This is a genomic window from Streptomyces sp. NPDC052396, from assembly GCF_044593195.1.
Taxonomy (GTDB): domain Bacteria; phylum Actinomycetota; class Actinomycetes; order Streptomycetales; family Streptomycetaceae; genus Streptomyces.
Genome location: NZ_JBIUAW010000025.1, coordinates 1 through 22,660, shown reverse-complemented (window position 1 = coordinate 22,660; position 22,660 = coordinate 1). Strand labels below are relative to the sequence as shown.

Annotated in this window: 15 protein-coding genes; 9 read left to right on the top strand and 6 right to left on the bottom strand. The window is 73.7% G+C overall.

Going from position 1 to position 22,660, the window contains the following annotated elements; translation table 11 throughout:
• Positions 1 to 3: 3 nt before the first annotated feature.
• The gene (locus ACIHFE_RS33385) at positions 4 to 771 is read right to left on the bottom strand and encodes a LamB/YcsF family protein (RefSeq protein ID WP_400112660.1); all 768 of its coding nucleotides are present in this window, start codon (positions 769 to 771) and stop codon (positions 4 to 6) included.
• A complete protein-coding gene (locus ACIHFE_RS33380; RefSeq protein WP_400112659.1) occupies positions 768 to 1,412 on the bottom strand; it encodes a GntR family transcriptional regulator in 645 nt (214 codons plus the stop codon). The genes ACIHFE_RS33385 and ACIHFE_RS33380 overlap by 4 nt, the downstream gene beginning before the upstream one ends.
• Positions 1,413 to 1,508: 96 nt before the next feature.
• Here ACIHFE_RS33380 and ACIHFE_RS33375 point away from each other — a divergent pair, with 96 nt between their 5' ends.
• The 5 genes from ACIHFE_RS33375 (at position 1,509) to ACIHFE_RS33355 (ending at position 10,470) form a co-directional block, all read left to right on the top strand.
• Complete coding sequence (locus ACIHFE_RS33375) at positions 1,509 to 2,174, top strand: DUF969 domain-containing protein (protein WP_400112658.1); 666 nt, start codon at positions 1,509 to 1,511, stop codon at positions 2,172 to 2,174.
• Positions 2,171 to 3,139, top strand: a complete 969-nt coding sequence (locus ACIHFE_RS33370; RefSeq protein ID WP_400112657.1) for a 5-oxoproline transporter, DUF979 family subunit — start codon at positions 2,171 to 2,173, stop codon at positions 3,137 to 3,139. The genes ACIHFE_RS33375 and ACIHFE_RS33370 overlap by 4 nt, the downstream gene beginning before the upstream one ends.
• A gap of 72 nt (positions 3,140 to 3,211) precedes the next feature.
• Entirely contained in the window at positions 3,212 to 4,750 is a 1,539-nt protein-coding gene (locus ACIHFE_RS33365) for a hypothetical protein (RefSeq protein WP_400112655.1), read from the top strand.
• A gap of 148 nt (positions 4,751 to 4,898) precedes the next feature.
• Positions 4,899 to 5,765: a hypothetical protein gene (locus ACIHFE_RS33360; protein WP_400112711.1), complete on the top strand. Its 867-nt coding sequence runs from the start codon at positions 4,899 to 4,901 to the stop codon at positions 5,763 to 5,765.
• A 55-nt stretch (positions 5,766 to 5,820) separates the two neighbouring features.
• Positions 5,821 to 10,470: a hypothetical protein gene (locus tag ACIHFE_RS33355; RefSeq protein WP_400112653.1), complete on the top strand. Its 4,650-nt coding sequence runs from the start codon at positions 5,821 to 5,823 to the stop codon at positions 10,468 to 10,470.
• 106 nt (positions 10,471 to 10,576) lie between these two features.
• Here ACIHFE_RS33355 and ACIHFE_RS33350 read toward each other — a convergent pair whose 3' ends face one another.
• On the bottom strand, positions 10,577 to 10,924 hold the full coding sequence (locus ACIHFE_RS33350) for a hypothetical protein (RefSeq protein ID WP_400112651.1): 348 nt from the start codon (positions 10,922 to 10,924) through the stop codon (positions 10,577 to 10,579).
• A gap of 278 nt (positions 10,925 to 11,202) precedes the next feature.
• Here ACIHFE_RS33350 and ACIHFE_RS33345 point away from each other — a divergent pair, with 278 nt between their 5' ends.
• Together ACIHFE_RS33345 and ACIHFE_RS33340 are read left to right on the top strand one after the other, a co-directional pair.
• Positions 11,203 to 13,713 carry a nitrate- and nitrite sensing domain-containing protein gene (locus ACIHFE_RS33345; RefSeq protein ID WP_400112649.1) on the top strand — a complete coding sequence of 837 codons (2,511 nt, stop codon included), beginning with the start codon at positions 11,203 to 11,205 and terminating at the stop codon, positions 13,711 to 13,713.
• Positions 13,710 to 14,150, top strand: coding sequence for a roadblock/LC7 domain-containing protein (locus ACIHFE_RS33340; RefSeq protein ID WP_400112647.1), 441 nt, complete (start codon positions 13,710 to 13,712; stop codon positions 14,148 to 14,150). The genes ACIHFE_RS33345 and ACIHFE_RS33340 overlap by 4 nt, the downstream gene beginning before the upstream one ends.
• A 132-nt stretch (positions 14,151 to 14,282) precedes the next feature.
• On the opposite strand, the gene ACIHFE_RS33335 is transcribed toward ACIHFE_RS33340, so the two are convergent.
• A complete protein-coding gene (locus tag ACIHFE_RS33335) occupies positions 14,283 to 16,634 on the bottom strand; it encodes a glycoside hydrolase family 31 protein (RefSeq protein ID WP_400112645.1) in 2,352 nt (783 codons plus the stop codon).
• A 209-nt stretch (positions 16,635 to 16,843) separates the two neighbouring features.
• Here ACIHFE_RS33335 and ACIHFE_RS33330 point away from each other — a divergent pair, with 209 nt between their 5' ends.
• Both ACIHFE_RS33330 and ACIHFE_RS33325 read left to right on the top strand, forming a co-directional pair.
• Positions 16,844 to 18,856 (top strand): acetoacetate--CoA ligase, encoded by a 2,013-nt coding sequence (locus tag ACIHFE_RS33330; RefSeq protein ID WP_400112643.1) that lies wholly within the window; start codon positions 16,844 to 16,846, stop codon positions 18,854 to 18,856.
• An 87-nt stretch (positions 18,857 to 18,943) separates the two neighbouring features.
• Complete coding sequence (locus ACIHFE_RS33325; RefSeq protein WP_400112642.1) at positions 18,944 to 19,891, top strand: hypothetical protein; 948 nt, start codon at positions 18,944 to 18,946, stop codon at positions 19,889 to 19,891.
• A gap of 124 nt (positions 19,892 to 20,015) precedes the next feature.
• Here ACIHFE_RS33325 and ptsP read toward each other — a convergent pair whose 3' ends face one another.
• Both ptsP and ACIHFE_RS33315 read right to left on the bottom strand, forming a co-directional pair.
• Positions 20,016 to 21,686, bottom strand: coding sequence for a phosphoenolpyruvate--protein phosphotransferase (gene ptsP, locus ACIHFE_RS33320; protein WP_400112710.1), 1,671 nt, complete (start codon positions 21,684 to 21,686; stop codon positions 20,016 to 20,018).
• Between the two features lie 84 nt (positions 21,687 to 21,770).
• Positions 21,771 to 22,220 carry a PTS glucose transporter subunit IIA gene (locus ACIHFE_RS33315; RefSeq protein WP_400112640.1) on the bottom strand — a complete coding sequence of 150 codons (450 nt, stop codon included), beginning with the start codon at positions 22,218 to 22,220 and terminating at the stop codon, positions 21,771 to 21,773.
• Between the last annotated feature and the right edge of the window lie 440 nt (positions 22,221 to 22,660).

Genomic DNA, 22,660 nt, shown 5'->3' with positions numbered 1-22,660 from the left:
CGCTCATACGAAGGCCGCCAACCGCACTCCGGACGCCTCCAGTTCGGCCCGTACCCGCCGGGCCAGCGCGGCCGCCCCGGGGGTGTCCCCGTGCAGGCACAGTGAGCGGGTGCGCATGCCGACGCGTTCGCCGCCGATGGCGGTGATGCTGTGGTCATGGGCCAGCTGGAGGCAGCGCCGCACCACGGCATCGGGGTCGGTGAGCACGGCGCCCGGCTCCCGCCGGGGCACCAGGGTCCCGGCGGCGGTGTAGGCGCGGTCGGCGAAGGACTCGGCCACCACCGGCAGTCCGGCCCGCCGGGCCGCCTGGTGGAGGCGGGAGCCGGGCAGCCCCAGCACCGGCAGCGCGCCGCCCGCCCGGCGCACCCCCTCGGCCACCGCGGCGGCCTGCTCCTCGTCGTGCACACAGCGGTTGTAGAGCGCGCCATGCGGCTTGACATAGGACACCCGGGCCCCGGCCGCCCGGGCGAACGCCTGCAAAGCGCCTATCTGGTAGGTGACTTCATCGGCCAGCTCGCCCGGCGGTACCTCCATGGACCGGCGGCCGAAGCCGGCCAGGTCGCGGTAGGAGACCTGGGCGCCGATGGCGATGGAGCGCTCGGCGGCCAGCTCGCAGACCCGCCGCATGGTCGAGGGGTCGCCGCCATGGAAGCCGCAGGCGACATTGGCGCTGGTGACGCACTCCAGCAGGGCCTCGTCATCGGTGAGCGTCCAGCGTCCGAAGCCCTCGCCCAGATCGGCGTTGAGATCGAGTACGGGTGTGTCCGTCATCGGTGAACCTCCCGCATGGTGCCGGTGATCAGCCGGCAGGCGTCGTCCAGGTAGCGGGCCAGTTCGGCCTCGGCCCGGGCGGACTCGCCCCGGGCCAGCAGCCGTTCCAGGGCCCGGTTGCGGACCAGGAAGGGCTGGTGGAAGCGGCGCGGCGAGGGCATCGGGTGGAAGGCCAGGCGCAGTTCGGCCAGCAGCCGGTCCATCGCGGTGTCGATGCGCGCACTGTCGGCCAGCGCGGCCAGCGCGCGGTGGAAGCGCAGGTCAGCCGAGGCGACCTCGGACCAGTCGCCTTCGTCGGCGGCCCACTCCGCCTCGGCCACCGCGGCGCTGACCGCCTCCCGCAGCTTGGGCGCCGCCTGTGGTGCGGCACGTACCCCCGCCGACTCCAGGGCGGCCCGCATCCGGTAGATATCGGTGACATCGTCCGGATCCAGCACTCTGACGAACACCCCGCGGTTGAGCCGGTGTTCGACCAGATTGTCATGGAGCAGCAGGCGGAATGCCTCGCGCAGGGTGTTGCGGGAGACCTCCAGCTCGCGGCCGAGGGCCTCCTCGGACAGCCGGGTGCCGGGCGGCAGCACGCCGCGCTCGATGCGGTCGCGCAGCCCGTCGGCGATCCGCTGGGCGGTGGATCGGGCCATGGCGGTCAACTTCCGTCAGAGTGCCGTCTATTGAGGATTGTTGAACAATAGCTTAGCCTCCTCGCCAGTCAACTCCTGGAGCGCGAAGGGGGATACATGCTCGTACTGCTGGGTGTCCTGGTGGTAGTGGCGGGATTCGCCACCCGCCGTCACCCCCTGCTGGTGGTCGGCGCGGCCGGCATCACCACCGGGCTGCTGGGCGGCCTTTCGCCCCGTGAGGTGCTGGCCGCCTTCGGCACCGGCTTCGCCGGCAGCCGGGCGGTGACCGTCTTCGCGGTCACCCTGCCGGTCATCGGTCTGCTGGAGCGGTACGGGCTGCAGGAACAGGCCCGCCGGCTGATCAGCCGCTTCGCCGGGCTCACCGCCGGCCGCTTCCTCGCCCTGTATCTGCTGCTGCGCCAGCTCACCGCCGCCCTCGGCCTGGGTGGGGTGCTGGGGCACGCGCAGACGGTACGGCCGCTGGCCGCGCCGATGGCCGAGGGCGCGGCCGAACGGGCCCATGGGCCGCTGCCGGACCGAGTGCGCGAGCGCATACGGTCCTTCGCCGCCAGCGCCGACAATGTGGGCTTCTTCTTCGGCGAGGACATCTTTCTGGCGGTCGGCTCGATCCTGCTGATCACCGGCTTCGCCAACACCACCTACCACACCCGGCTGGAACCGCTGAGCCTGGCGCTGTGGGCGATCCCGACCGCCGTGTGCGCCCTGCTGGTGCACGGCTGGCGGCTGCTGCGGCTGGACGGGCGGCTGGAGGGTTCGCGGTGATCCGGTCCGAGTGGTTCTTCTGGCTGGTGGGTGCGCTGTTCCTGGCGATGGCCGGGCAGATGCTCACCGACCGCTCCAACCCCCGCCGCCTGGGCAGCGCGGCCTTCTGGGGGCTGCTGGGCCTGGGCTTCTGCTACAGCACCTTTGTCACCGGGAAACGGGCGCCGGCCGAACCGCTGGGGGCGGCGGTGCTGCTGATGATCTGCCTGGCCGGGTTCGGACGGACCGGGCGCGGCACGGTCCGTACCACCACACCCGCCCAACGGGCGGACAGCGCCCGGCGGTTGGGCGGGCGGCTGTTCCTGCCCGCGCTGGCCGTCCCGGCGGTGGCCCTGGTCTGCGCGGTGGGACTGAAGAAGGTACGCCTGGACGGCCGCCCGCTGCTGGAGAAGGGCAGCGAGACCATCCTGGGCCTGGGTCTGGGCGCCCTGCTGGGGCTCGCCCTGGCCATGGTGCTGCTGCGTGAGCGGCGGCCGGCGGTCGCGCTGCACGCGGGGCGTTCGATGCTGGAGTCGATGGGCTGGGCGCTGCTGCTGCCCCAGCTGCTGGCCACCCTGGGCGCGATCTTCGCCAGGGCGGGCGTCGGGGAGCAGGTGCGCCGGATCACCACCGCCGTGCTGCCCCCGGGCTCGGTGTTCGCGGCGGTGGTGGTGTACTGCGCCGGCATGTTCCTGCTCACCGTGGTGATGGGCAATGGCTTCGCCGCCTTCCCGGTGATGACGGCGGCGGTCGGCTGGCCGGTGCTGGTGCAACAGGCGCACGGGGACGCCCCGGCCGTACTGGCGGTGGGGATGCTCGCCGGCTTCTGCGGCACCCTGGTGACCCCGATGGCCGCCAACTACAACCTGGTTCCGGCGGCGTTGCTGGAGCTCACCGACCGCTATGGCCCGATCAGGGCCCAACTGCCAACGGCTTTCATCCTGCTTGGGGCAAATATAGGAATCATGTACCTTTTTGCGGTCTGAGCCGGCCGGCCGGAGCGCCCTACGCCCGTGCCGTTTCGTCCGTTGTCCGGGTGACCGCCTACTCTGTGCGACGTGACTTCTCCCGCCCCGACGGCCGCTTCGCCCCAGCTCAATGGGGATGCGCGTCCAGCCCCGGGCCCCGCGGCCGACGAGGGCCTGGCGCGCCGGCTGCGCGCGCTCGCCTGCACCGCGCCGCTGCACGACCTGGACACCCGCAAGGCCAACCTGGCCGGCGAGTACGGGGTGTACGCGATGGCCGAGGTGGCCCTGGCCGCCATCGACCTGGTCACCCTGAACATGGACTTCGACACCGGCGCCGACCATGAGCAGATAGTCACCAGACTGCTGCCCCGGGTCGCCGCCCAGGCACCGGAGCGCCCGGCGGCGGAGCATGAGCGGGTCGCCCGCTGGGTGCTGGAGAACCTCATCAACGTCGGCAGCGTCGACCGGGGCTTCCGCGCCGTCTACGGCACCTTCGGCCCGGACGGCGCCTATGTCCGCCGCGACTACGACTTCAAGCTGATCGAGGAGGTCCCGGGCCCCGGCGGCACGGTGTTCCTGCGCACCACCGACGAGGCGGTCAACGTCCTGGTGGGCGCGCTGGACACGGACGTCACCAGCGCCCAGATCGCCGCCGAGGTCAAGCTGGAGGTGCTGATCAGCCGGGGCCGGCTGGCCGACGCCCAGCTCGCCGCCGAGCAGGCCCGCTACCGCACCGTCCAGTACGCCGAGACACTCCGCAAGACCCTGGACGCCACCCGGCGCAACGTCCGCGCGGTGGACTGGCTGCGCACCGTGCCCGACATGATCGCCGAGGCGCTGGAGCATGTCGCCGAGCGCTACCGGCACGAGAACGCCATCCTCACCAACATCCGCAAGGTGCGGGACGAGGCCGAGGCCGGGGTTGATTCAAGGACGGCCGAGCACAAGCGCCGCGCCGCCGAGCTGGTGGACATCGTCAAGGACTGCATCCGCCGCCACACCCAGCTGCAGTCCAGGCTGCTCCAGGCCGGCCCGCTGTTCCGCGCCGAACAGGACCGGCAGGCCTTCGCCACACCCGCCGCCGGGGCCGGACTGGACCTGTACGGGCAACTGGTCGCGCCGGTGCTGACGCTGCCGGTGGAACGGGCGACCCGGGTGACGGATGCCTTCTTCGCCCGGGGCACGGGCCTGCGTACGCCCGCCTCGGTGCGGCTGGGCGACCTGGTCGAGCTGCTGCTCACACCGCCGGCGGAGCGGGAGCACCTGGGTGCGGAGATGCCGGAGCCGGATCTGGTGGAGACACCGGATGACAGCCGCTTCAGTGAGGAACAGCTGGCCTCCGCGCTGGAGTTGCTGGACCTCCCGGCGGACGCGCCGCGGCGGTTGTCGGGGCTGCTGGCGGATGCGCGGCGGAGGGATCCCGAACTGCCGTACCTCGTCGCGCTGTTGGCGGTGCATGCGGCCAGTCCGGCGGTGGGGACGGCCTATCGGCAGGGTGAGCAGGAGTTGCTGTTCGCCGTGGACGACGGCGTCGCGCTCAGCGATCCCGAGTTCGGCGGGGCCGACCTGATCGTGGGGAAGGCGCTGCTGGACGCGGCGGGGATGGCGGCGGAACGCGGGCCCCGCTAGGGGCGCGGGGAACTGCGCGACCAGCCACCCACGGCGCAGTCGGGGGCATGGGGGCGGAGCCCCCGAAGAGAAACGGTGCAAGGGCGGGTCTGGGGCAACACCTCAGTCCGCGACCACAGGAGCGAGCAGCGTGACCGACTACGAGACGATCGAAGACCCGGCGCAGCCGGAGGAGCCGGAACCCAGGTCCTCCGCGGTGACCCCCGCGGACGCCGCCGACGCCGCCCGCCTGATCGCCTTCGGGCTGCAGCCCAAGCTCGTCCCGGCCCGCGACGCCGAATACGCGGAGCTGCTGCGCCGCCACCGCGAGGACCCCGCCTTCGCCCGGCTCGCCGACGCCGTCGCCGCCGGCCTCGGCCTGGTCGTGCTGGAGGTCTCCACCCGGGCCGGCATGGCGGTGACCGCCGCCGAGGACTCCGTGTTCGCCGTCCGCATGGGCGACTACGCCCGCCGTGCCACCGTCGACTCCGGCGACCGCTTCCTGCACGGACTGGCCCACCTCGCGGTCGCCGCGCTCGCCTTCCCGCGCCCCGAGGACCTGGCCGACGACGGCTATATCGGCCGGGTCACCGTCAACGGCGTGGACGCCTTCGTCCGGCAGGCCTGCCGCCGGCTGGAGGAGCGGGCCGCCGAGCAGGGCGAGAACACCGACCCCACCACCGACGCCCCCGGCCTGGAGGCCGCCTGGCGGGTCTACGCCCGGCGCAGCGCCACCGGCGCCACCAAGGACGCCCGCCGGCTGGCCGGTTCCACCACCGGCATCATCGCCAAGGCGGTCGCCTTCCTGATGGACTCCGGCTTCCTGCAGCGCACCGGCGACGAGGCCGGCGGCACCTACCGCACCACCCCCCGCTACCAGCTCCAGGTGCGCGACATGGCGGGCAACGCCGCCATGACCGAGCTGCTGGAACTGGGCGTGGTCCCGGTCGGCGACGGCTCCGCCAGCCTGCTGCCGCCGGAGGAGACCGACGACCTCGACCTGGTCGCCGACGCCGGTCTGCCCTTCCACTCCTGAGCCTCCCGAGTCTCCTGCCCGTCAACCCACCAGCGATCAACGAGAGTCCGCCGCCATGTACGAGCTGTCCCGGGTCCGCCTCTACTCCATCGGGCCCGCCGGTGCGCGCTACGCCGACACCGTGCTGGACCTGCGCGGGGTCGGAGCCCCGGTGCCGTCTCCCGCGCCCACCCAGGCGGAGTTCTTCGAGGAGGAGCCGGTCGGCCCGCCGCGCCGCCCGGCGCCCGCGGGCGTGCTCTTCCTGGAGAACGGCGGCGGCAAGTCCGTCCTGCTCAAGCTGATCTTCTCGGTGATGCTGCCCGGCCACCGCAACACCCTGGGCGGCGCCAGCTCCGGCGTACTGCGCAAGTTCCTGCTGGCCGACGACTGCGGGCATGTGGCCCTGGAGTGGCAGCACGTCCTCACCGGCGAGAGCGTGGTGGTCGGCAAGGTCAGCGAGTGGCGCGGCCGCCAGGTCTCCAACGACCCGCGCAAGTTCGCCGAGGCCTGGTACTCCTTCCGGCCCGGACCCGGCCTCAGCCTGGACTCGCTGCCGGTCTCCGAGTCCACCGCCATGCGTAACCCGGCGGACGGCAGCTCCGGCGCCCGGGGGCGCCGCCGCACCATGAAGGGCTTCCGGGACGCGCTCACCGAGGCCGGCAAGACCTACCCGCACCTGGATGTGGTGTGGGAGGAGATCCACGAGCGCTGGAACGAACACCTCGGCGAGCTGGGCCTGGACCCCGAACTCTTCCGCTACCAGCGGGAGATGAACGCCGACGAGGGCGAGGCGGCCGGCCTGTTCGCGGTGAAGAACGACTCCGACTTCACCGACCTGCTGCTGCGCGCCGTCACCGACACCCGGGACACCGACGGCCTGGCCGACCTGGTGCACGGCTTCGCCCACAAGCTGGGCCGCCGGGCCGAGCTGACCGCCGAACGCGACTTCACCGCCGGCTCGCTGGACCTGCTCTCCCGGATCGCCGAGGCCGGCGCCCGGCGCGAGCAGGCCCGGGGCGTGCACACCGCCGCCGAGCGCCGCACCCGTCTGCTGGCGCGCCGGCTGTCCGCGCGCGGCGCCGAGGAGCGCGGCCGCGCCGCCGAGCTGGCCGAGCAGGTGGCGGCCGCCGCCCACCGGGTCACCGACGCCGACGCCGAGCGGGGCCGTGCCTCGCTGATCTCCGCCGAACTCGCCTACCGGCACGCCTCCTTGGCGCTGACCGCCGCGGAGAAGGCGGCCACCGCCCAGCGCCGCGAGCTCAATGACGCCCGTACCCTGCACTCCGCCTGGCAGGCCGCCGAGACCGTGCTGCGCCACCGGGCCGCCGCCGACCGCTCGGCCCGGGTGGCCGCCGCCATCCACGAGGCCGAGCGGGACGCCGCCCCGGCCCTGGCCGCCCGGACCCGGGCCGCCGCCGACCTGGTACGGGCCCTGAACACCGCCGCCGAGCAGGGCGAGCGGCTGGCCGACGAACATGAGGCCCGCTCCGCCGGGCTCCAGGAGGCCGGCGAGACCGCGCACCGGGACGCCACCGCCGCCGCCACCGAGGCACAGCGCGCCCGCAGCGAGGCCGGCCATCTGCGCCAGCGGCTGGCCGAGGTGGAACAGGAAACCGCCGAGGCGGTGCGGGCCGGCTGGCTGGACGACAGTGCGCCGGACGCCGACCCCGCCAGGGCCGCGCTGGCCGCCAGCGACGCGGAGAAGCCCGCCCTGGCAGCCTACGAGGCCGCCCGCGAGGCGGCCCGGGAGGCCGCCGACCGCTCCCGGGAGGCCGCGGCCGCGGAGAGCCGCGCCGAGCTGGCGGCCGCCCGGGCCGCCGACGGGGCCCAGGCCGCCCAGGCGGCCTACGAGGCCGAGCGGCGCGCCGCCGAGGCCCTTGGCGCGGAGCCGCGGCTGGCCGGACTGCTGGGCCTGGCACCGGCGTCGGCCGGCGGCCAGGTGCCGGGCCAGCGCACGGCCCCGGACGAGGACGGCCCGGCCGGCCGGCCCGCCGCCGAAGGCCCGCTGACCGCCGAGGAGCTGGACCGCAGCGCCGACGCGCTGCGCGAGCTGCTGGACGAGAACGTGGCCGCCGCCGAGCGGCAGCTGTTCGACCTGCGCACCGCGGCCGCCGACGACTCCCGCATCCTGGGCGCGCTGGGCGACGGCGGGCTGCTGCCGCCCAGCCCCGATGTGCTGGCCGCCGTGGAGTACCTGGGCGAGCACGGCATCCCGGCGCTGCCCGGCTGGCGCTATCTGGCCCAGGCCGTGGACCCCGCCGACCACGCCCGGGTGCTGGCCGCCCGCCCCGAGCTGGTGGACGGTGTGGTCGTCACCGACCCGGACGCGCACACCCGGGCCCGAGAGGTCCTGGGCGCCGCTTCGCTGCTGCCGCGCTCCGCGGTCGCGGTGGGCACCGCCGCCGCACTGCTGGCCCCGCCCGGCCCCAGGGCCGAGGACGGCTCGGTGTTCCTGGTGCCGCCGAACCCCGCCATGCACGACGAGAGCGCCGCCGACCAGGAGCGGGCCGCCCTGCGCGAGCGGGCCGGCGCCCGGGACGAGGAGATCCGTGCCGTCGCCGCCCGGCTGGCCGGGGACCGCACCCTGGCCGCCCGGCTGGCCTCCTGGCGGGCCGGCTGCCCGGCCGGCCGGCTCGCCGAACTGGCCGCCGAGGCCGAACGGTCCCGGACCGCCGCCGAGATCGCCGGGCAGGAGCTGGCCGAGGCCCGTACCGTCCGGGCCGAGGCCGAGGAACTCGCCGCCGAGACGGCCCGGGTGCGCGAGGAGCGGCAGGAGACCGCCCAGCGGGCCCGCCGGGTCGCCGACGCGCTGGCCGGGCTGGCCCACCGGCTGCGCGAGCGTGCCAACTGGCAGCTGCGGCTGCGCGAACTGGCCGAGGAATCCGCCGAGTTCGAGGAGCGTGCGGCCGTCTGTGTGGACCGGGCGCGCGCCGCCGACGAGGACCGGCGGGCCGCCCAGCGCGCCGCCGACGACGCCCACCGCACCGCCCGCGCGCTGCGCGCCGAACGCGCCGAGATCGCCGGCGCCCCCGAGGACCTCGGCGAGGCCGATGAGGCGTCCACCACCGCACTGCCCGCGCTGCGCGAGGCATACCGGGCCGCCTCCCAGGTGTACGAGAAGGTCGGCGTCGGCGCCGACCTGCGCGCCGAACAGGCCCGCGCGGAGAGCGACGAAAGCGCGGCCCGCGCCGAACTCGACCGGCTGACCAACAAGGTGCGCACCCGCGCCGAGCAGCTGCTGCAGAGCCCGGACGGTGCCGACGGCCCCTCCCGGCAGGCGGCCGCGGCCCGCGCCGAGGCACTGGTGCAGATGCTGGAGTCCCGGGCCTCGGCCGCCAGTGAGCAACTGGGCCGGCTGCGCGGCGAGACCGAGCGGCTGGCCCCCGCGGACGGCGAGGCGCACACCGAGCTGCCCGCGGACCTGGTGCCCGCCGACGCCGAGCGGGCCAAGGAGCTGCTGCGCGGCGCCACGGCCGAACTGGCCGCCCGCAGCGACGCGTTGGAAGCCGCCCGCACCGCCCACGCCGACCTGCTGCGCGCCCACCGCGCCGCCGAGGACGCGGCCGGCGGCTTCGACGACACCGCCGCCCTGCTGCGCGACCTGCTGCGGGACCACTCCGCCGAGGAGGACGACCAGCCCGAGCCCTACGGCGGCGGACTGGAGGAGGCCCGGCAGGCCGCGGCCGAGGCCCGGCGTTCGCTGCGCGGCTGCGCCGGCGAGCTGTCGGCCGCCGAGTCCGCCGTCCGCGAGGCCAGTGACGTCCTGGTGCGGCACGCCAACTCCACCCGCTACGAGCAGGTGCGCACCCCCGCCCGTCAGCAGATCCGCGAACTGCCCGCCGCCGCGCTGCCGGAGTACGCCGCCGCCTGGGCGGAGGCCTTCGCGCCCCGGCTGCGGGTGCTCACCGACGAGCTGGCACAGCTGGAGCGCAACCGGGACAGCATCGTCGACCGGCTGCGCGGCCTGGTGGAGTCCTCGCTCACCACCCTGCGTTCCGCCCAGCGGCTGTCCCGGCTGCCCGAGGGGCTGGGGGAGTGGTCGGGCCAGGAGTTCCTGCGCATCCGCTTCGAGGAGCCGGACCAGTCCACCCTCACCGAGCGGCTGGGCGAGGTCATCGACGAGGCCACCCGGGCGGCCGTGAAGAAGAACTCCGACCTGCGCCGGGACGGTATGTCCCTGCTGCTGCGCGGGGTACGGGCGGCGCTGCAGCCGCGCGGGGTGGCGGTGGAGATCCTCAAGCCGGACGCGGTGCTGCGCGCCGAGCGGGTGCCGGTCGGGCAGATGGGCGATGTGTTCTCCGGCGGCCAGCTGCTGACCGCGGCCATCGCGCTGTACTGCACCATGGCCGCGCTGCGCAGCAACGACCGGGGCCGGGACAAACAGCGGCACGCTGGCACGCTGTTCCTGGACAACCCCATCGGCCGGGCCAACGCCACCTATCTGCTGGAGCTCCAGCGGGCGGTGGCCGACGCCCTGGGCGTCCAGCTGCTCTACACCACCGGCCTGTTCGACACCACCGCGCTGGCCGAGTTCCCCCTGGTCATCCGGTTGCGCAATGACGCGGACCTGCGGGCGGGCCTGAAGTACATCAGCGTGGAGGAACACCTGCGCCCCGGCCTGCCGCAGCGCGACACGGGGGCGGAGGCGGTGCACGGCGAGATCACCGCGACCCGGATGTACCGCCGCCCGGCCGAGGAGGAGGCCGTGGCGGCACCCGGCCGGTGAACCACCGGGCCGGCCGCCTCAGGGCAGTGGCGACCGGCCCGGGCCGGTCGCGGCCGGCCGGTGCGTCACCGAACCGTCAGGGGCAGCACGGTCGGGGACAGCATCGTCAGGGATAGCGCGGCCGCCGGACCCGCGGCGCCCGCGCCGAACTACTGGGCACCGAGATCACCCCGTTCCGCTGCCGCCACACCTGACGGGTGACCCACACATCCAGCACCGCCCAGGTCGCCGCCACCGTCAACGCCACCGTGCACAGCACCGCGGGGAACGCCCACCAGGACGCGGCCATGGTGAACAGCAGCGCGACCATGGCCTGAACCAGGGTCAGCGCGACAATGACCACGGCCCGTACCGCGGCGGTACGCACCGGATCGGGCATCCGCGGACGGTGCACCGGCTCCTCCGCCCACAGCGGTCTGCGGGCGCGCACAGGGCGGGCGCTTGGATGATCCATGGCGGCTCACCTCCCCCAGTGGCTGCCTGATGTCCGGGCCATTCCCGAATCGACTCCCAAAATAACCCGGCCGGGAAAAACGGGCTTCAGTGGGGCACAGCGGATCAGCCACCCGGAAATATCCGGCAAATTCTAGGTAAATAGCGGTAGTTGGTCTGGTCCAGGCCTGGACTTCTCGTCCGTACAGGCCTTCGAGCGTCTACCTCGCAGTAGTAGGCTCACGCAGCATTACTGTCGAACACCACCTCTCGTGCCGCCGGGAGGACGTGGGGGAGGCCATGCCCTTTCGCGGAAAGTCCATCCGCCGGAAGATCGTGGCGCTGCTGCTGGTGCCGTTGGTGTCCCTGACCGCTCTGTGGGCCTTCGCCACCGTGATCACCGGAAGGGAGGCCGCCCGGCTGTTCTCGGCCGGCGAGGTGGTGCGCAAGATCTGCAAGCCCGTTGACAGCAGCATCCAGGCGCTGCGCGAGGAACGCCGCCAGTCCCTGGTGTACCTGGCCGGCCCCCGCTCCGGCCCGGCGGCGGACCTCGGTTCGCGGCAGCATGAGACCGACCGTGCGGTGGCCCGCTTCCGCTCCGCCGTCAATGGCGATCTGCGCGGCGAACTGTCCGCCGGCACCGCCGCCCGGCTGCGCACCGCGGAAGCGGCCCTGGACGGCCTGGACAGCCTGCGCCGCAAGGTCGGCGAACGCACCGTCGACCGGTACGACGCCTACCGCGCCTACAACGAACTCATCGACCCCTACTACGAGTTGCTGGGCAGCCTCAGCGGCGTCCAGGACGCCGACCTGGCCAAGCAGGGGCGCGCCCTGCTCGGGCTGGGCCGCGCCGACGAGGCGGTCTCCCGGGAAGACGCCCTGCTCACCGCCGCGTTCACGGCCGGCACCATGAACGCCCGGGAACTGCGCGGCTTCGCGGACCGGGTGGCCGAACGCCGGGTCCTCTACAACACCAACCTCAGCGCCCTCCCGGTGGCCGACCAGAAGCTCTTCGAGGACTACTGGCGCGGCGGCAACGCCCATGCGCTGACCGCCGCCGAGGAAGCCGTGATCACCGCCGGCCCCGGCCGCCCCGCCGTCCACGCCGTCGCCCAGCGGCGCTGGCAGGCCGCCGTGGGCTCGGTGCTGGAGGACCTGTCCCGGATGGACAGCGAGGCCATGGCCCGCTACCGGGACCGGCTGGAGCCCGTGGCCGACGCCGTGATGGTCAAGGCCGCCGTCGCCGGACTGCTCGGACTGGCCGCCCTGGCCTGCTCGCTGGTGGTCTCCTGGCGGATCGGCCGCGCCCTGATCCGCGAACTGCACCGGCTGCGGCGGGAAGCCCATGAGGTGTCCGGGGTGCGGCTGCCCGGACTGCTGCGCAGACTGGCCGCCGGCGAAAGGGTCGACGTGGAAACCGAGGCACCCCTGCTGGACTACCCGCCCAATGAACTGGGCCAGGTCGGCCGGGCGCTCAACACCCTGCAGCGCGCCGCCGTGGAGGCGGCCGTCAAACAGGCCGAGACCCGGCGCAAGGTCTCCGAGGTGTTCGTCAACCTCGCCCGCCGCAACCAGGTGCTGCTCCACCGCCAGCTGGCCCTGCTGGAGGACATGGAACGCCGCACCGAGGACCCCGTGGAACTCGCCGACCTGTTCCGGCTGGACCACCTCACCACCCGGATGCGCCGGCACGCCGAGGGCCTGGTGATCCTCTCCGGCACCACCGGCTCCCGCCAGTGGTGCCGGCCGGAACCGCTGATGGACGTGGTCCGCTCGGCCGTCGCCGAAGTCGAGGCATACCAGCGCATCGAACTGCGCCGGCTGCCCGGCCTGGCGGTGCTCGGCGCCGCCGTCTCCGACCTCACCCACCTGCTGGCCGAACTCCTGGAGAACGCCGCCGTCTTCTCACCGCCGCACACCGCGGTGCAGGTGGTCGGCGGCCGGGTCGCCAATGGCTTCACCGTGGAGATCCACGACCGGGGCCCCGGACTGGCCCCCGAGGCGCTCGCCGAGGCCAACCTCGCCCTGGCCCAGGCGCCCGAGTTCGAACTCTCCCGCACCGACCGGCTGGGCCTGTTCGTGGTCAGCAGGCTGGCCAGGAACCATGGCATCAGGGTCTCGCTCCAGCCCTCGCCGTACGGCGGCACCACCGCCGTGGTGCTCATCCCCTCGGCACTGCTCACCGACGCCCCGGCCGGGCCGGAGCCGGAGCCGGCCGGCGGGGGACGCCTGGCCCAGCGGGCACCGGTCGAACTGGAGCCGCCATTCTCGCCGTTCGAGCCCCGCCCGGCCGCCGCACCGGCCGACGGACCGGCCGGGGAGCAGCGGCCGCTGCTGCGCCACCTCGCCACCCCGCACTTATCGGAGGAGCACCCGGCGCAGCGCTTACCGGGCGAGCCCTTGTCCGAGCCCTTGTCCGGCGAGCCGTTACCGGGCGAGCCATCGGCGGGGGACGCCTCAGCCGGCCCGCGCCCGCCCGCCGGACGCCCGCGCCCAAGGCCCGGGGAGGCCGTCGGCCCACCGCGTCGCCGCACCCCGGTGCTGGTCTCCGATCATGGACGTACCCTCATTGACGCACTGCCGGAGGCGGAACCGACCCCGCCGGGCGGCCTGCCCAGGCGCCCTCGCCGGCCGCAGCCGCCCAGACCACCGGAGACCGAGCCGCCGCCACGGAACGCCGAGGAGGTACGGGCCCGGATGACGGCTCTTCAGCGAGGCTGGCGGCGCGGCCGGGAACACGGCCGCACCACCCCGCCTTCACCACCCAGAACCACCGCACCAGGAACAACAACTGAGAGGGACGGTCGATGACCGCCATAAGCAACGCTTCGCCAGAGACCACTCCGGGCCACAGTGCCGGCACGGGCAAACTCAACTGGCTGCTGGACGATCTGGTCGAGCGGGTCGGCACCATCCGCCAGGCCCTGGTGCTTTCCGGCGACGGCCTGTCCATCGGCACCTCCAAGGACCTCACCCGCGAGGACGCCGAGCACCTCGCCGCCATCTCCTCCGGCTTCCACAGCCTGGCCAAGGGCGTGGGCCAGCGCTTCGACGCCGGCCAGGTGCGGCAGACCGTGGTCGAGCTGGACAAGGCCTTCCTGTTCGTCACCGCCGCCGGGCAGGGCAGCGCGCTGGCCGTGCTGGCCGACGCGGACTCCGACATCGGCCTGGTGGCCTATGAGATGACGCTGCTGGTCCAGCGGGTAGGCGCCCACCTGGCCAGCGAGCCGCGCAGCTCGGCCGGCTGAGGACCGGCCCGGCGCCGCCCCGGCCCGCACGGTCAGGGCGCCCGCGGCGGAAGCACGGCCGTCACCGCCGGACGGGCCCAGCGGCCCCTCCGGCGGGGCGGGGCCGGGCCGCTGCCCCTGGCCCGGAGCTCCTCAGCCCCGCAGCCGCACCGGATAGGCCACCTCCTCCGCCCCCTCCTGCTCCACCCGCACCGCCTGCTCCCGCCACCGCGCGGTGAACCGCACCACCACCCCGTCCTCCCCGATCAGCACTCCGCCACCGGTACGCCCGGGGGCCGGCGCCCACACCTCCAGCGCCACCGTGCCGTCCGGGCCGGCGACCGGCAGCACCGAACCCGCCCGCACCAGCACCGGAATCCGGGACAGCGGAGCGTCCAGCAGCATCTGCCCCGGCCCCTCATAGGCCCGCTCCGTCGCGGTGTCGTACCACCGCCCGCGCGGCAGCCGCACCGCCCGCCGGTCCGCGCCCTGCTCCAGCACCGGGGCCACCAGCAGTGCGTCGCCCAGCAGGAAAGCGTCCTCGCAGTCCCGAAGCGCCCGGTCCTCCGGAGCCCGCCACCACACCGGACGCACATAGGGAGCACCGGTGCGCAGCGCCAGCTGGGCCAGGGTCATCCAGTACGGCAGCAGCCGCTGCCGCTCGCGCAGCGCCGCCCCCACATGCTCCAGCACCTCGGGCCCGAACTCCCAAGGCTCCCGCCGGCCCGCCGAGATGGCCGAATGGGTACGGAACAGCGGCAGATACGAGCCCAGTTGGAACCAGCGCAGATACAACTCCGGCGAAGGCGAACCGGTGAAGCCGCCGACATCCGGCCCGGAATAGGGCACCCCGCACAGCCCCAGCCCCAGCACCAGCGCCAGCGAGGCCCGCAGCCCCGGCCAGCCGGTGGCCACATCCCCCGACCAGGTACCGCCATAGCGCTGCATCCCGGCCCACCCGGAGCGGGAGAAGACAAACGGCCGCTCCCGTGGCCGCAGCGCCCGCAACCCCTCGTACCCCGCGCGGGTCATCAGCAGACCGTAGACATTGTGTGCCTCGCGGTGGTCACCACCCCGGCCCTCCAGCGCGTGCCGGGCGGAACGTGGCAGCGACTGGTCACCGAAGGCCGAGAAGGACACCGGCTCGTTCATGTCGTGCCAGAAGCCGGCGAAGCCCTGCGCCAGCCGCTCCGCGTACAGCCCGCCCCACCACTCGCGCACCCGCGGATCCGTGAAGTCCGGATACACCGACTCCCCCGACCACACCTCACCGCGCACCGGCTCGCCCCGCGGATCACGGACAAAGGCATCCACCGCCAGCCCGCCGTCATACGCCGCCAGCCCGGGCTCCACCTTGACCGCCGGATCCACGATGGACACCAGGCGCACCCCCGACTCCCGCAACTCCCCGGCCAGGCCCGGCAGATCGGCGAAGCGCTCCCGGTCCACGGTGAACACCCGGTGGCCCCGGTAGTGGTCGATGTCCAGATGCACCGCGGACAGCGGCAGGCCGCGCTCCCGGTAGCCGGCCACCACCCGCCGCACCTCCTCGGCACTGCCGAAACCCCAGCGGGCGTGGTGGTGGCCCAGCGCCCAGGCCGGCGGCAGCGCCGCCCCGCCGGTCAGCCCCGCCCAGGTGCGCAGCACCCGCGCGGGCGTGCCCACCAGCACCCAGTAGCGCAGCGGACCCCCCTCCATCCGGATCTCGGCCCGGCCCGGCCGGTCGTGCCCGGAGCCCTCGCCCTCCTCGCCCTCCCACAAGGACACCCGGCCGTCGAAGGAGTTGTCGTGGAACACCAGGTGCGTCCCCGCGTCCGCCACCACCAGCTGCACCGGCATGGTCACATACAGCGGATCGTCGCCCGGCAGGAAGGAGCCCCCCGGATCGGAGTTCCACAGCCGGTAGACACCGTCCCGCAGCCGCGGGCCCGCGGAGCGGCCGCCCAGACCGAAGTACCGCGCGTCCGGCGGCACTTCGGCACGCTGCACCCAGCGCGGCCCGCCCTCCGCGGCATCGGACGGATCCACAGGCTCCCACCAGCGCGGCGGCTGCTCACGCCGCAGCACCACCCCGCCCGGCGTCCGCACCTCCACCGCCCCGTACCGGGAGACCGCCACCAGCAGCCGCTCCGAGACCACCCGCCAGCCGCCATCGGTGTCCGGCTCCAGCAGCACCCGCTCGTCCGCCTCCGGAACCGCCCCCGCCAGCGCGTACGACGGCTGCGGCCCGGCCCCGTCCCAGCCGCAGAACACCGCACCGCCCGCCGCCACCCGCACCAGCAGCTCGGACCGGGCGAAGCGGATCACCCCGCCGCCGGGCAGCGGCCGGGCACCCACCGCCACTCCCGGCACCCGGGCCCGCTCCGCCCCCGGCCGGGGCAGCCCCGCCGCGTCCAGCCGCCGGTTCCGCCAGGCCGACCGCACCGACCGCAGCACCCGCGCCGCCCCCACCGTCCTGAACGAAGTCACCCACTTGACCGACCGTCCCAGGTCACGCGCATCCATGACGTTCACCCTGCCATCGACTCCGGCCGGGCCGCGGTGCGTTCAGCATCCGTTCACCCCTGGAAAAGCCCCTAGTGGCCATCCCGCAGTGAGATGCGGCGCAGACCCTGGTGCGCGACTCGATCACATGGCATCGTCCTGGTCAGCCGCGTGCACCCACCCTGATGAACGCGGTCACGCCGACCACGCGTACTCCCGGGAGCAGCCAGATGACCACCGCACCGCAGCCCGCCGAAGCGCCACAGCCCCTGTGGCACCCCTCAGCGGACCGCATCTCCCGGGCACAGGTCACCCGCTTCCACGTCTGGGCCGCCGAACACCATGGCGCCCCCGCGCCCGTCCCCGGCGACCCGGCCGCGAGCTACGCCGCCCTGCACCGCTGGTCGGTGGAAGAGCTGGAACGCTTCTGGCAGGCGGTCACCGAATGGTGCCGGGTCCGCTTCACCACCCCGTACCAGCGGGTACTCGCCGACCGCGGCATGCCCGGCGCCGCCTGGTTCCCCGGCGCCACCCTCAACTACGCCCAGCACGCCCTGCGCACCGCCGAGGACAGCGCCCGCGCCGCCGAACCCGCCCTGCTGTATGTCGACGAGACCCATGAGCCCCAGCCGGTCTCCTGGGCCGAACTCCGCCGCCAGGTCGGCTCGCTGGCCGCCGAACTGCGCCGGTTGGGCGTGCGCCCCGGCGACCGGGTCAGCGGCTATCTGCCCAACATCCCGCAGGCCGTGGTCGCCCTGCTGGCCACCGCCGCCGTCGGCGGCGTATGGACCTCCTGCGCCCCCGACTTCGGCGCCCGCAGCGTGCTGGACCGCTTCCAACAGGTCGAGCCGGTGGTGCTGTTCGCCGTCGACGGCTACCACTACGGCGGCAAGCGGCACCAACGGACCGACGTGGTCGCCGAACTGCGCGCCCAACTGCCCACGCTGCGCGCCGTGGTGCACATCCCGCTGCTCGGCACCGAGGCACCCGAGGGCGCGCTGGAGTGGTCCGCGCTCACCTCGGCCGATGTGGAACCCGTCTTCGAGCAGGTCCCCTTCGACCACCCGCTGTGGGTGCTCTACTCCTCGGGCACCACCGGCCTGCCCAAGGCCATCGTCCAGTCCCAGGGCGGCATCCTCGTCGAGCACCTCAAACAGCTCACCCTGCACTGCGACCTGGGGCCCGGGGACCGCTTCTTCTGGTACACCTCCACCGGCTGGATGATGTGGAACTTCCTGGTCTCCGGCCTGCTGGTGGGCGCCACCACGGTGCTGTACGACGGCAGCCCCGGCTACCCCGACACCGCCGCCCAGTGGCGGGTCGCCGAGCGCACCGGCACCACCCTCTTCGGCACCTCCGCCGCCTATGTGATGGCCTGCCGCAAGGCGGACATCCACCCCGGCCGGGACCTCGACCTGTCCCGTATCGGCTGTGTGGCCACCACCGGATCGCCGCTCCCGCCGGACGGCTTCCGCTGGATCCACGACGAGATCTCCGCGGACATGTGGATCGCCTCGGTCAGCGGCGGCACCGATGTGTGCAGCTGCTTCGCGGGAGCCGTACCCACCCTGCCGGTCCATATCGGCGAACTCCAGGCACCCTGCCTGGGCACCGACCTCCAGGCCTGGGACGCCCAGGGCAAGCCGGTCACCGACGAGGTGGGCGAGCTGGTGGTCGCCGCGCCGATGCCCTCCATGCCGGTCCGGTTCTGGAACGACCCCGACGGCAGCCGCTACCGGGAGAGCTACTTCGAGATGTACCCCGGCGTCTGGCGGCACGGGGACTGGATCACCCTCACCTCACGCGGCAGCGTCATCATCCACGGCCGCTCCGACTCCACCCTCAACCGCCAGGGCGTACGCATGGGTTCAGCGGACATCTACGAGGCCGTCGAACGCCTCCCGGAAATCCGCGAGTCACTGGTGATCGGCGTGGAACTGCCCGACGGCGGCTACTGGATGCCGCTGTTCGTCCACCTCGCCCCCGGCGCCGCCCTGGACGACGCCCTGCTGGAGAAGATCAAGCGAACCATCCGGGAACAGCTCTCGCCGCGCCATGTGCCCGACGAGGTGATCCAGGTCGAGGCCGTCCCGCACACCCTGACCGGCAAGCGCATCGAAGTGCCGGTCAAGCGGCTGCTCCAGGGCACCCCGCTGGCCAAGGCGGTCAACCCGGGCTCGGTGGACAACCCCGCGCTGCTCTCCTTCTACGAGGAGCTGGGGCGCCGCCGCACCGAGGCCTGACCGCCGCCCAAGGGCGTTGTCAGTGGCCCCGGTTACGGTGAGTGAGCACTGGATCACAGTGCCGCACCGCGACAGGGGGAGTGGAACATGCACACCGACAACGCCCGCACCCGGACCGGACCGGGACGCCCACCGCACGACGAAGTGGCCAGCACCGTCGCCGTGCTGGCCGACGAGGCGGACTTCGCCGTCATGCGGCGCTACCCGAGCTTCGCCTTCGAGGACCACGCCGCCTATCTGCGGCACATGGACCGGCTGTTGCGCTCGCTGGCCGCCCGGGGCGGCCACACCAGCGTCGCCCGCTTCGACCCCGCCGGCTACGAGATGTACTGCGCCCACCGCCGCCTCGACCCCGACACCCCGGCCAGCCGCACCCGGTACACCGCCGAAGTCGCCGCCGCCGGAGCCACCTTGGAGTACGGCGGCCAGCCCCTCACCCGGCTGCTGCCCCGCCTGGTCGAGGAGAGCGAGCAGCGGGCCACCTGGGAGCGCGCCGGTGCGCTGCTGACCCGCGACGACTGCGACGCCTGCGGCCGGGACATCGGGCGGGCGGCCTTCGCCCGGGCCTCACTGGCGGTGCGCCGGCTGGTCGAGTCGCTGGGCCGGGGCACCCACCACCTGGTGTGCAGCGTCCCCGCCGAGCGGAACGCGCCCCTGGCCGCGCCCATGGTCGCGGTGCTGAGCGTGGAGGCCACCACGGACGGACGGCTGCTGGTGTCCGAGCCGGAGGCGATGCTGCTGTGCACGGTGCTGGCCGCTGGGATCGCCACCGGCCGGCCGGGCGGGCTGGTGGCGCGCACCCGGCTGCCGGGCCGGGCCGAGTCGGTGCGCGGCTGGAGCCTGCGGGACGGCTGGCTCCGGCCGCTGACCGAGGCCGAGGTCTTCGCCGCCTACTGCACTGACGCCGCCACCGGCGAACCGCTGCCCCCCGAGCCGGATGTCGAATACCGGGCGGCGGCCGAGCTGGACGATGGCGAGCTTGACGATGGCGAGCCGGACGATGGCGAGGAGGCTGATGGCGAGGAGGCCGATTGACCTGGCGGACCGGTCACCCCGGGGCCGGAAACCGACGAGGGGTGCCCCACCAGCAGGTGGAGCACCCCTCGGAAAACGCCGCCCGGCATGTCACACGCCGGTCAGCCGGTCCATCACCAGCCGGTCACTCGCCGGACAGCACCGCCTGCGCGGCGATCCGGGCCTCCTCGGCCGAGTCCGTGGCACGGGCCGCGGCGGCCGCGCGCTCGCACTGCGCCAGGGTGTGCTTGGCCAGCGTGGCCCGCACATAGGGGATCGACGCCGCGCCCATGGACAGGCTGGTCACTCCCAGACCGGTCAGCACACAGGCCAGCAGCGGGTCGGCCGCGGCCTCACCGCACACGCCGCAGCTCTTGCCCTCGGCCTTGGCGGCCTCGGCGGAGGCCGCGATCAGGTCGAGCAGCGCGGGCTGCCACGGGTCCTGCAGCCGGGCCACCGCACCGACCTGGCGGTCGGCCGCGAAGGTGTACTGGGCGAGGTCATTGGTGCCCAGCGAAAGGAACTCGACCTCCTGCAGGATCGAACGGGCCCGCAGCGCGGCGGACGGAATCTCCACCATGGCACCGAACTTGGCCCGCAGCCCCGCCGCACGGCAGGCGTCGGCGAAGGCCCTGGCATCCGTGCGGTCGGCCACCATCGGGGCCATGACCTCGAGGTAGACCGGCAGTCCCTCGGCGGCCTTGGCCAGCGCGGTGAGCTGGGTGCGCAGCACCTCCGGGTGGTCCAGCAGGGTACGCAGACCGCGTACGCCCAGCGCGGGGTTGGGCTCGTCCGCCGGCGTCAGGAAGTCCAGCGGCTTGTCGGCGCCCGCGTCCAGCACGCGCACCACGACCCGCCCCTCGGGGAACGCCTCCAGCACCTTGCGATAGGACTCGACCTGCTTGGCCTCGGAGGGCGCCCGCTTGCTGTCGTCCAGGAAGAGGAACTCGGTACGGAACAGGCCCACGCCCTCCGCGCCGGCCTCCACCGCCGCCGGGACATCGGCCGGACCGCCCACATTGGCCAGCAGCGGCACCTTGTGACCGTCGGAGGTGGCACCCGGCCCGGAGGAGGCGGCCAGCGCGGCCTTGCGCTCCTCCAGCGCCTTGGCCAGCTCGGCCCGCTTGTCGGCGCTCGGGTCCACAAAGACTTCACCGGTGCTGCCGTCGACCGCCACCACGGTGCCCTCGGCCAGCTCACCGGCGCCCGGCAAGGCGACCACGGCCGGCACACCCAGGGCGCGGGCCAGGATGGCGCTGTGGCTGGTCGGCCCGCCCTCCTCGGTGACAAAGCCGAGCACCAGGCTCGGGTCCAGCAGCGCGGTGTCCGCGGGCGCCAGGTCCCGGGCGATCAGCACATAGGGCTCGTCGCTGTCCGGCACGCCCGGCATCGGCACGCCCAGCAGCCGGGCGACGATGCGGTTGCGCACATCGTCGAGGTCGGCCACCCGGCCGGCCATGTACTCACCGGCGCCGGCCAGCAGTTCCCGGTAGTGCGAGAAGGCGTCGTACACGGCGCGCTCGGCGGTGCTGCCCACCGCGATGCGCCGGTCGACATCGGCGGCCAGCTCGGGGTCCTGAGCGATCATGGCCTGGGCCTCCAGCACGGCCTGGGCCTCGCCGCCGGCCAGCTGACCACGCGCCATGAGGTCGGCGGCGACAGCCTCCACGGCCTGACGCGCGCGTCCCTGTTCACGCGGCGCCTCGTCCGTCGGAATCTGCTTGGCCGGGGGCTCCAGGACCGCCGTGCCCATGTGCCGCACTTCGCCGATCGCCACACCGTGGCTCACGCCGACGCCTCGCAGCGTTGTTTCCATCATCAACCGTCTCCGTTGGTGCGGCGGTGGGGACCGCCGCGGTGGGGTGTCGTACGTGCCGGCCGTCCTCAGGACGGCGATGGCTCACTGCCAGCTGAAGAGCTGGTCGCCGGCCTTGATGTCGCCGTCCTCGCGGACCTCGCCGAGCGAGTCGGCGCTCGCTTCGAGGGCGATGACCGGGGAGATCGGGGACTTGCCCGCCTCCTCGACAGCGGCCGGATTCCAACGCACGACCGCCTGGCCCCGCGTGACGGTGTCGCCCTTGTTGACGAGCAGTTCGAAACCCTCGCCATTGAGCTGCACGGTGTCGATGCCCAGGTGCGTCAGCACGCCGTGGCCTTCGGAGTCGACGACGACGAACGCGTGCGGGTGCAGCGAAACGATGACGCCGTCAACGGGTGCGACGGCCTCGGCGGGCTCGCGCACCGGGTCGACCGCGGTACCGGGACCCACCATTGCGCCGGAGAACACCGGGTCGGGCACGGCCGAGAGTCCGATGGCACGTCCGGCGATAGGGGACGTCACGGTGGTCATGGGAAGCCTCCCAGGGGTGGAGATTCATCACGCACCGTCACTACCTGTCCCGGACGGCGCACTGATCAGAGCCTAAGTCATAGGAACTGGGGCTTCCGCACGAGTGCGCGGCCCCCTCGACGAGTGCGCTGCGTAATCGATTTGCCAGCCCCGGAGGGTCCCTGTACTGTCAGATCCCTGCCCACGACCGAGGCCAGCCCGAGTGCTGGTGAAGCGGGGGCGGCCTCCATCGGAATTGATCCTCCCGGATCTGCCATGTCTTTTTGCGTGACCGTCCCATTGTGGATGTGAATGCGGAAGGAATGCGGCGGTAAGGGAGCGGGAAAACTCCTGATAGAGTGGTGGAACACCGAAGGGAAGCGCCCGGAGGAAAGCCCGAGAGGGTGAGTACGAAGGAAGCGTCCGTTCCTTGAGAACTCAACAGCGTGCCAAAAGTCAAC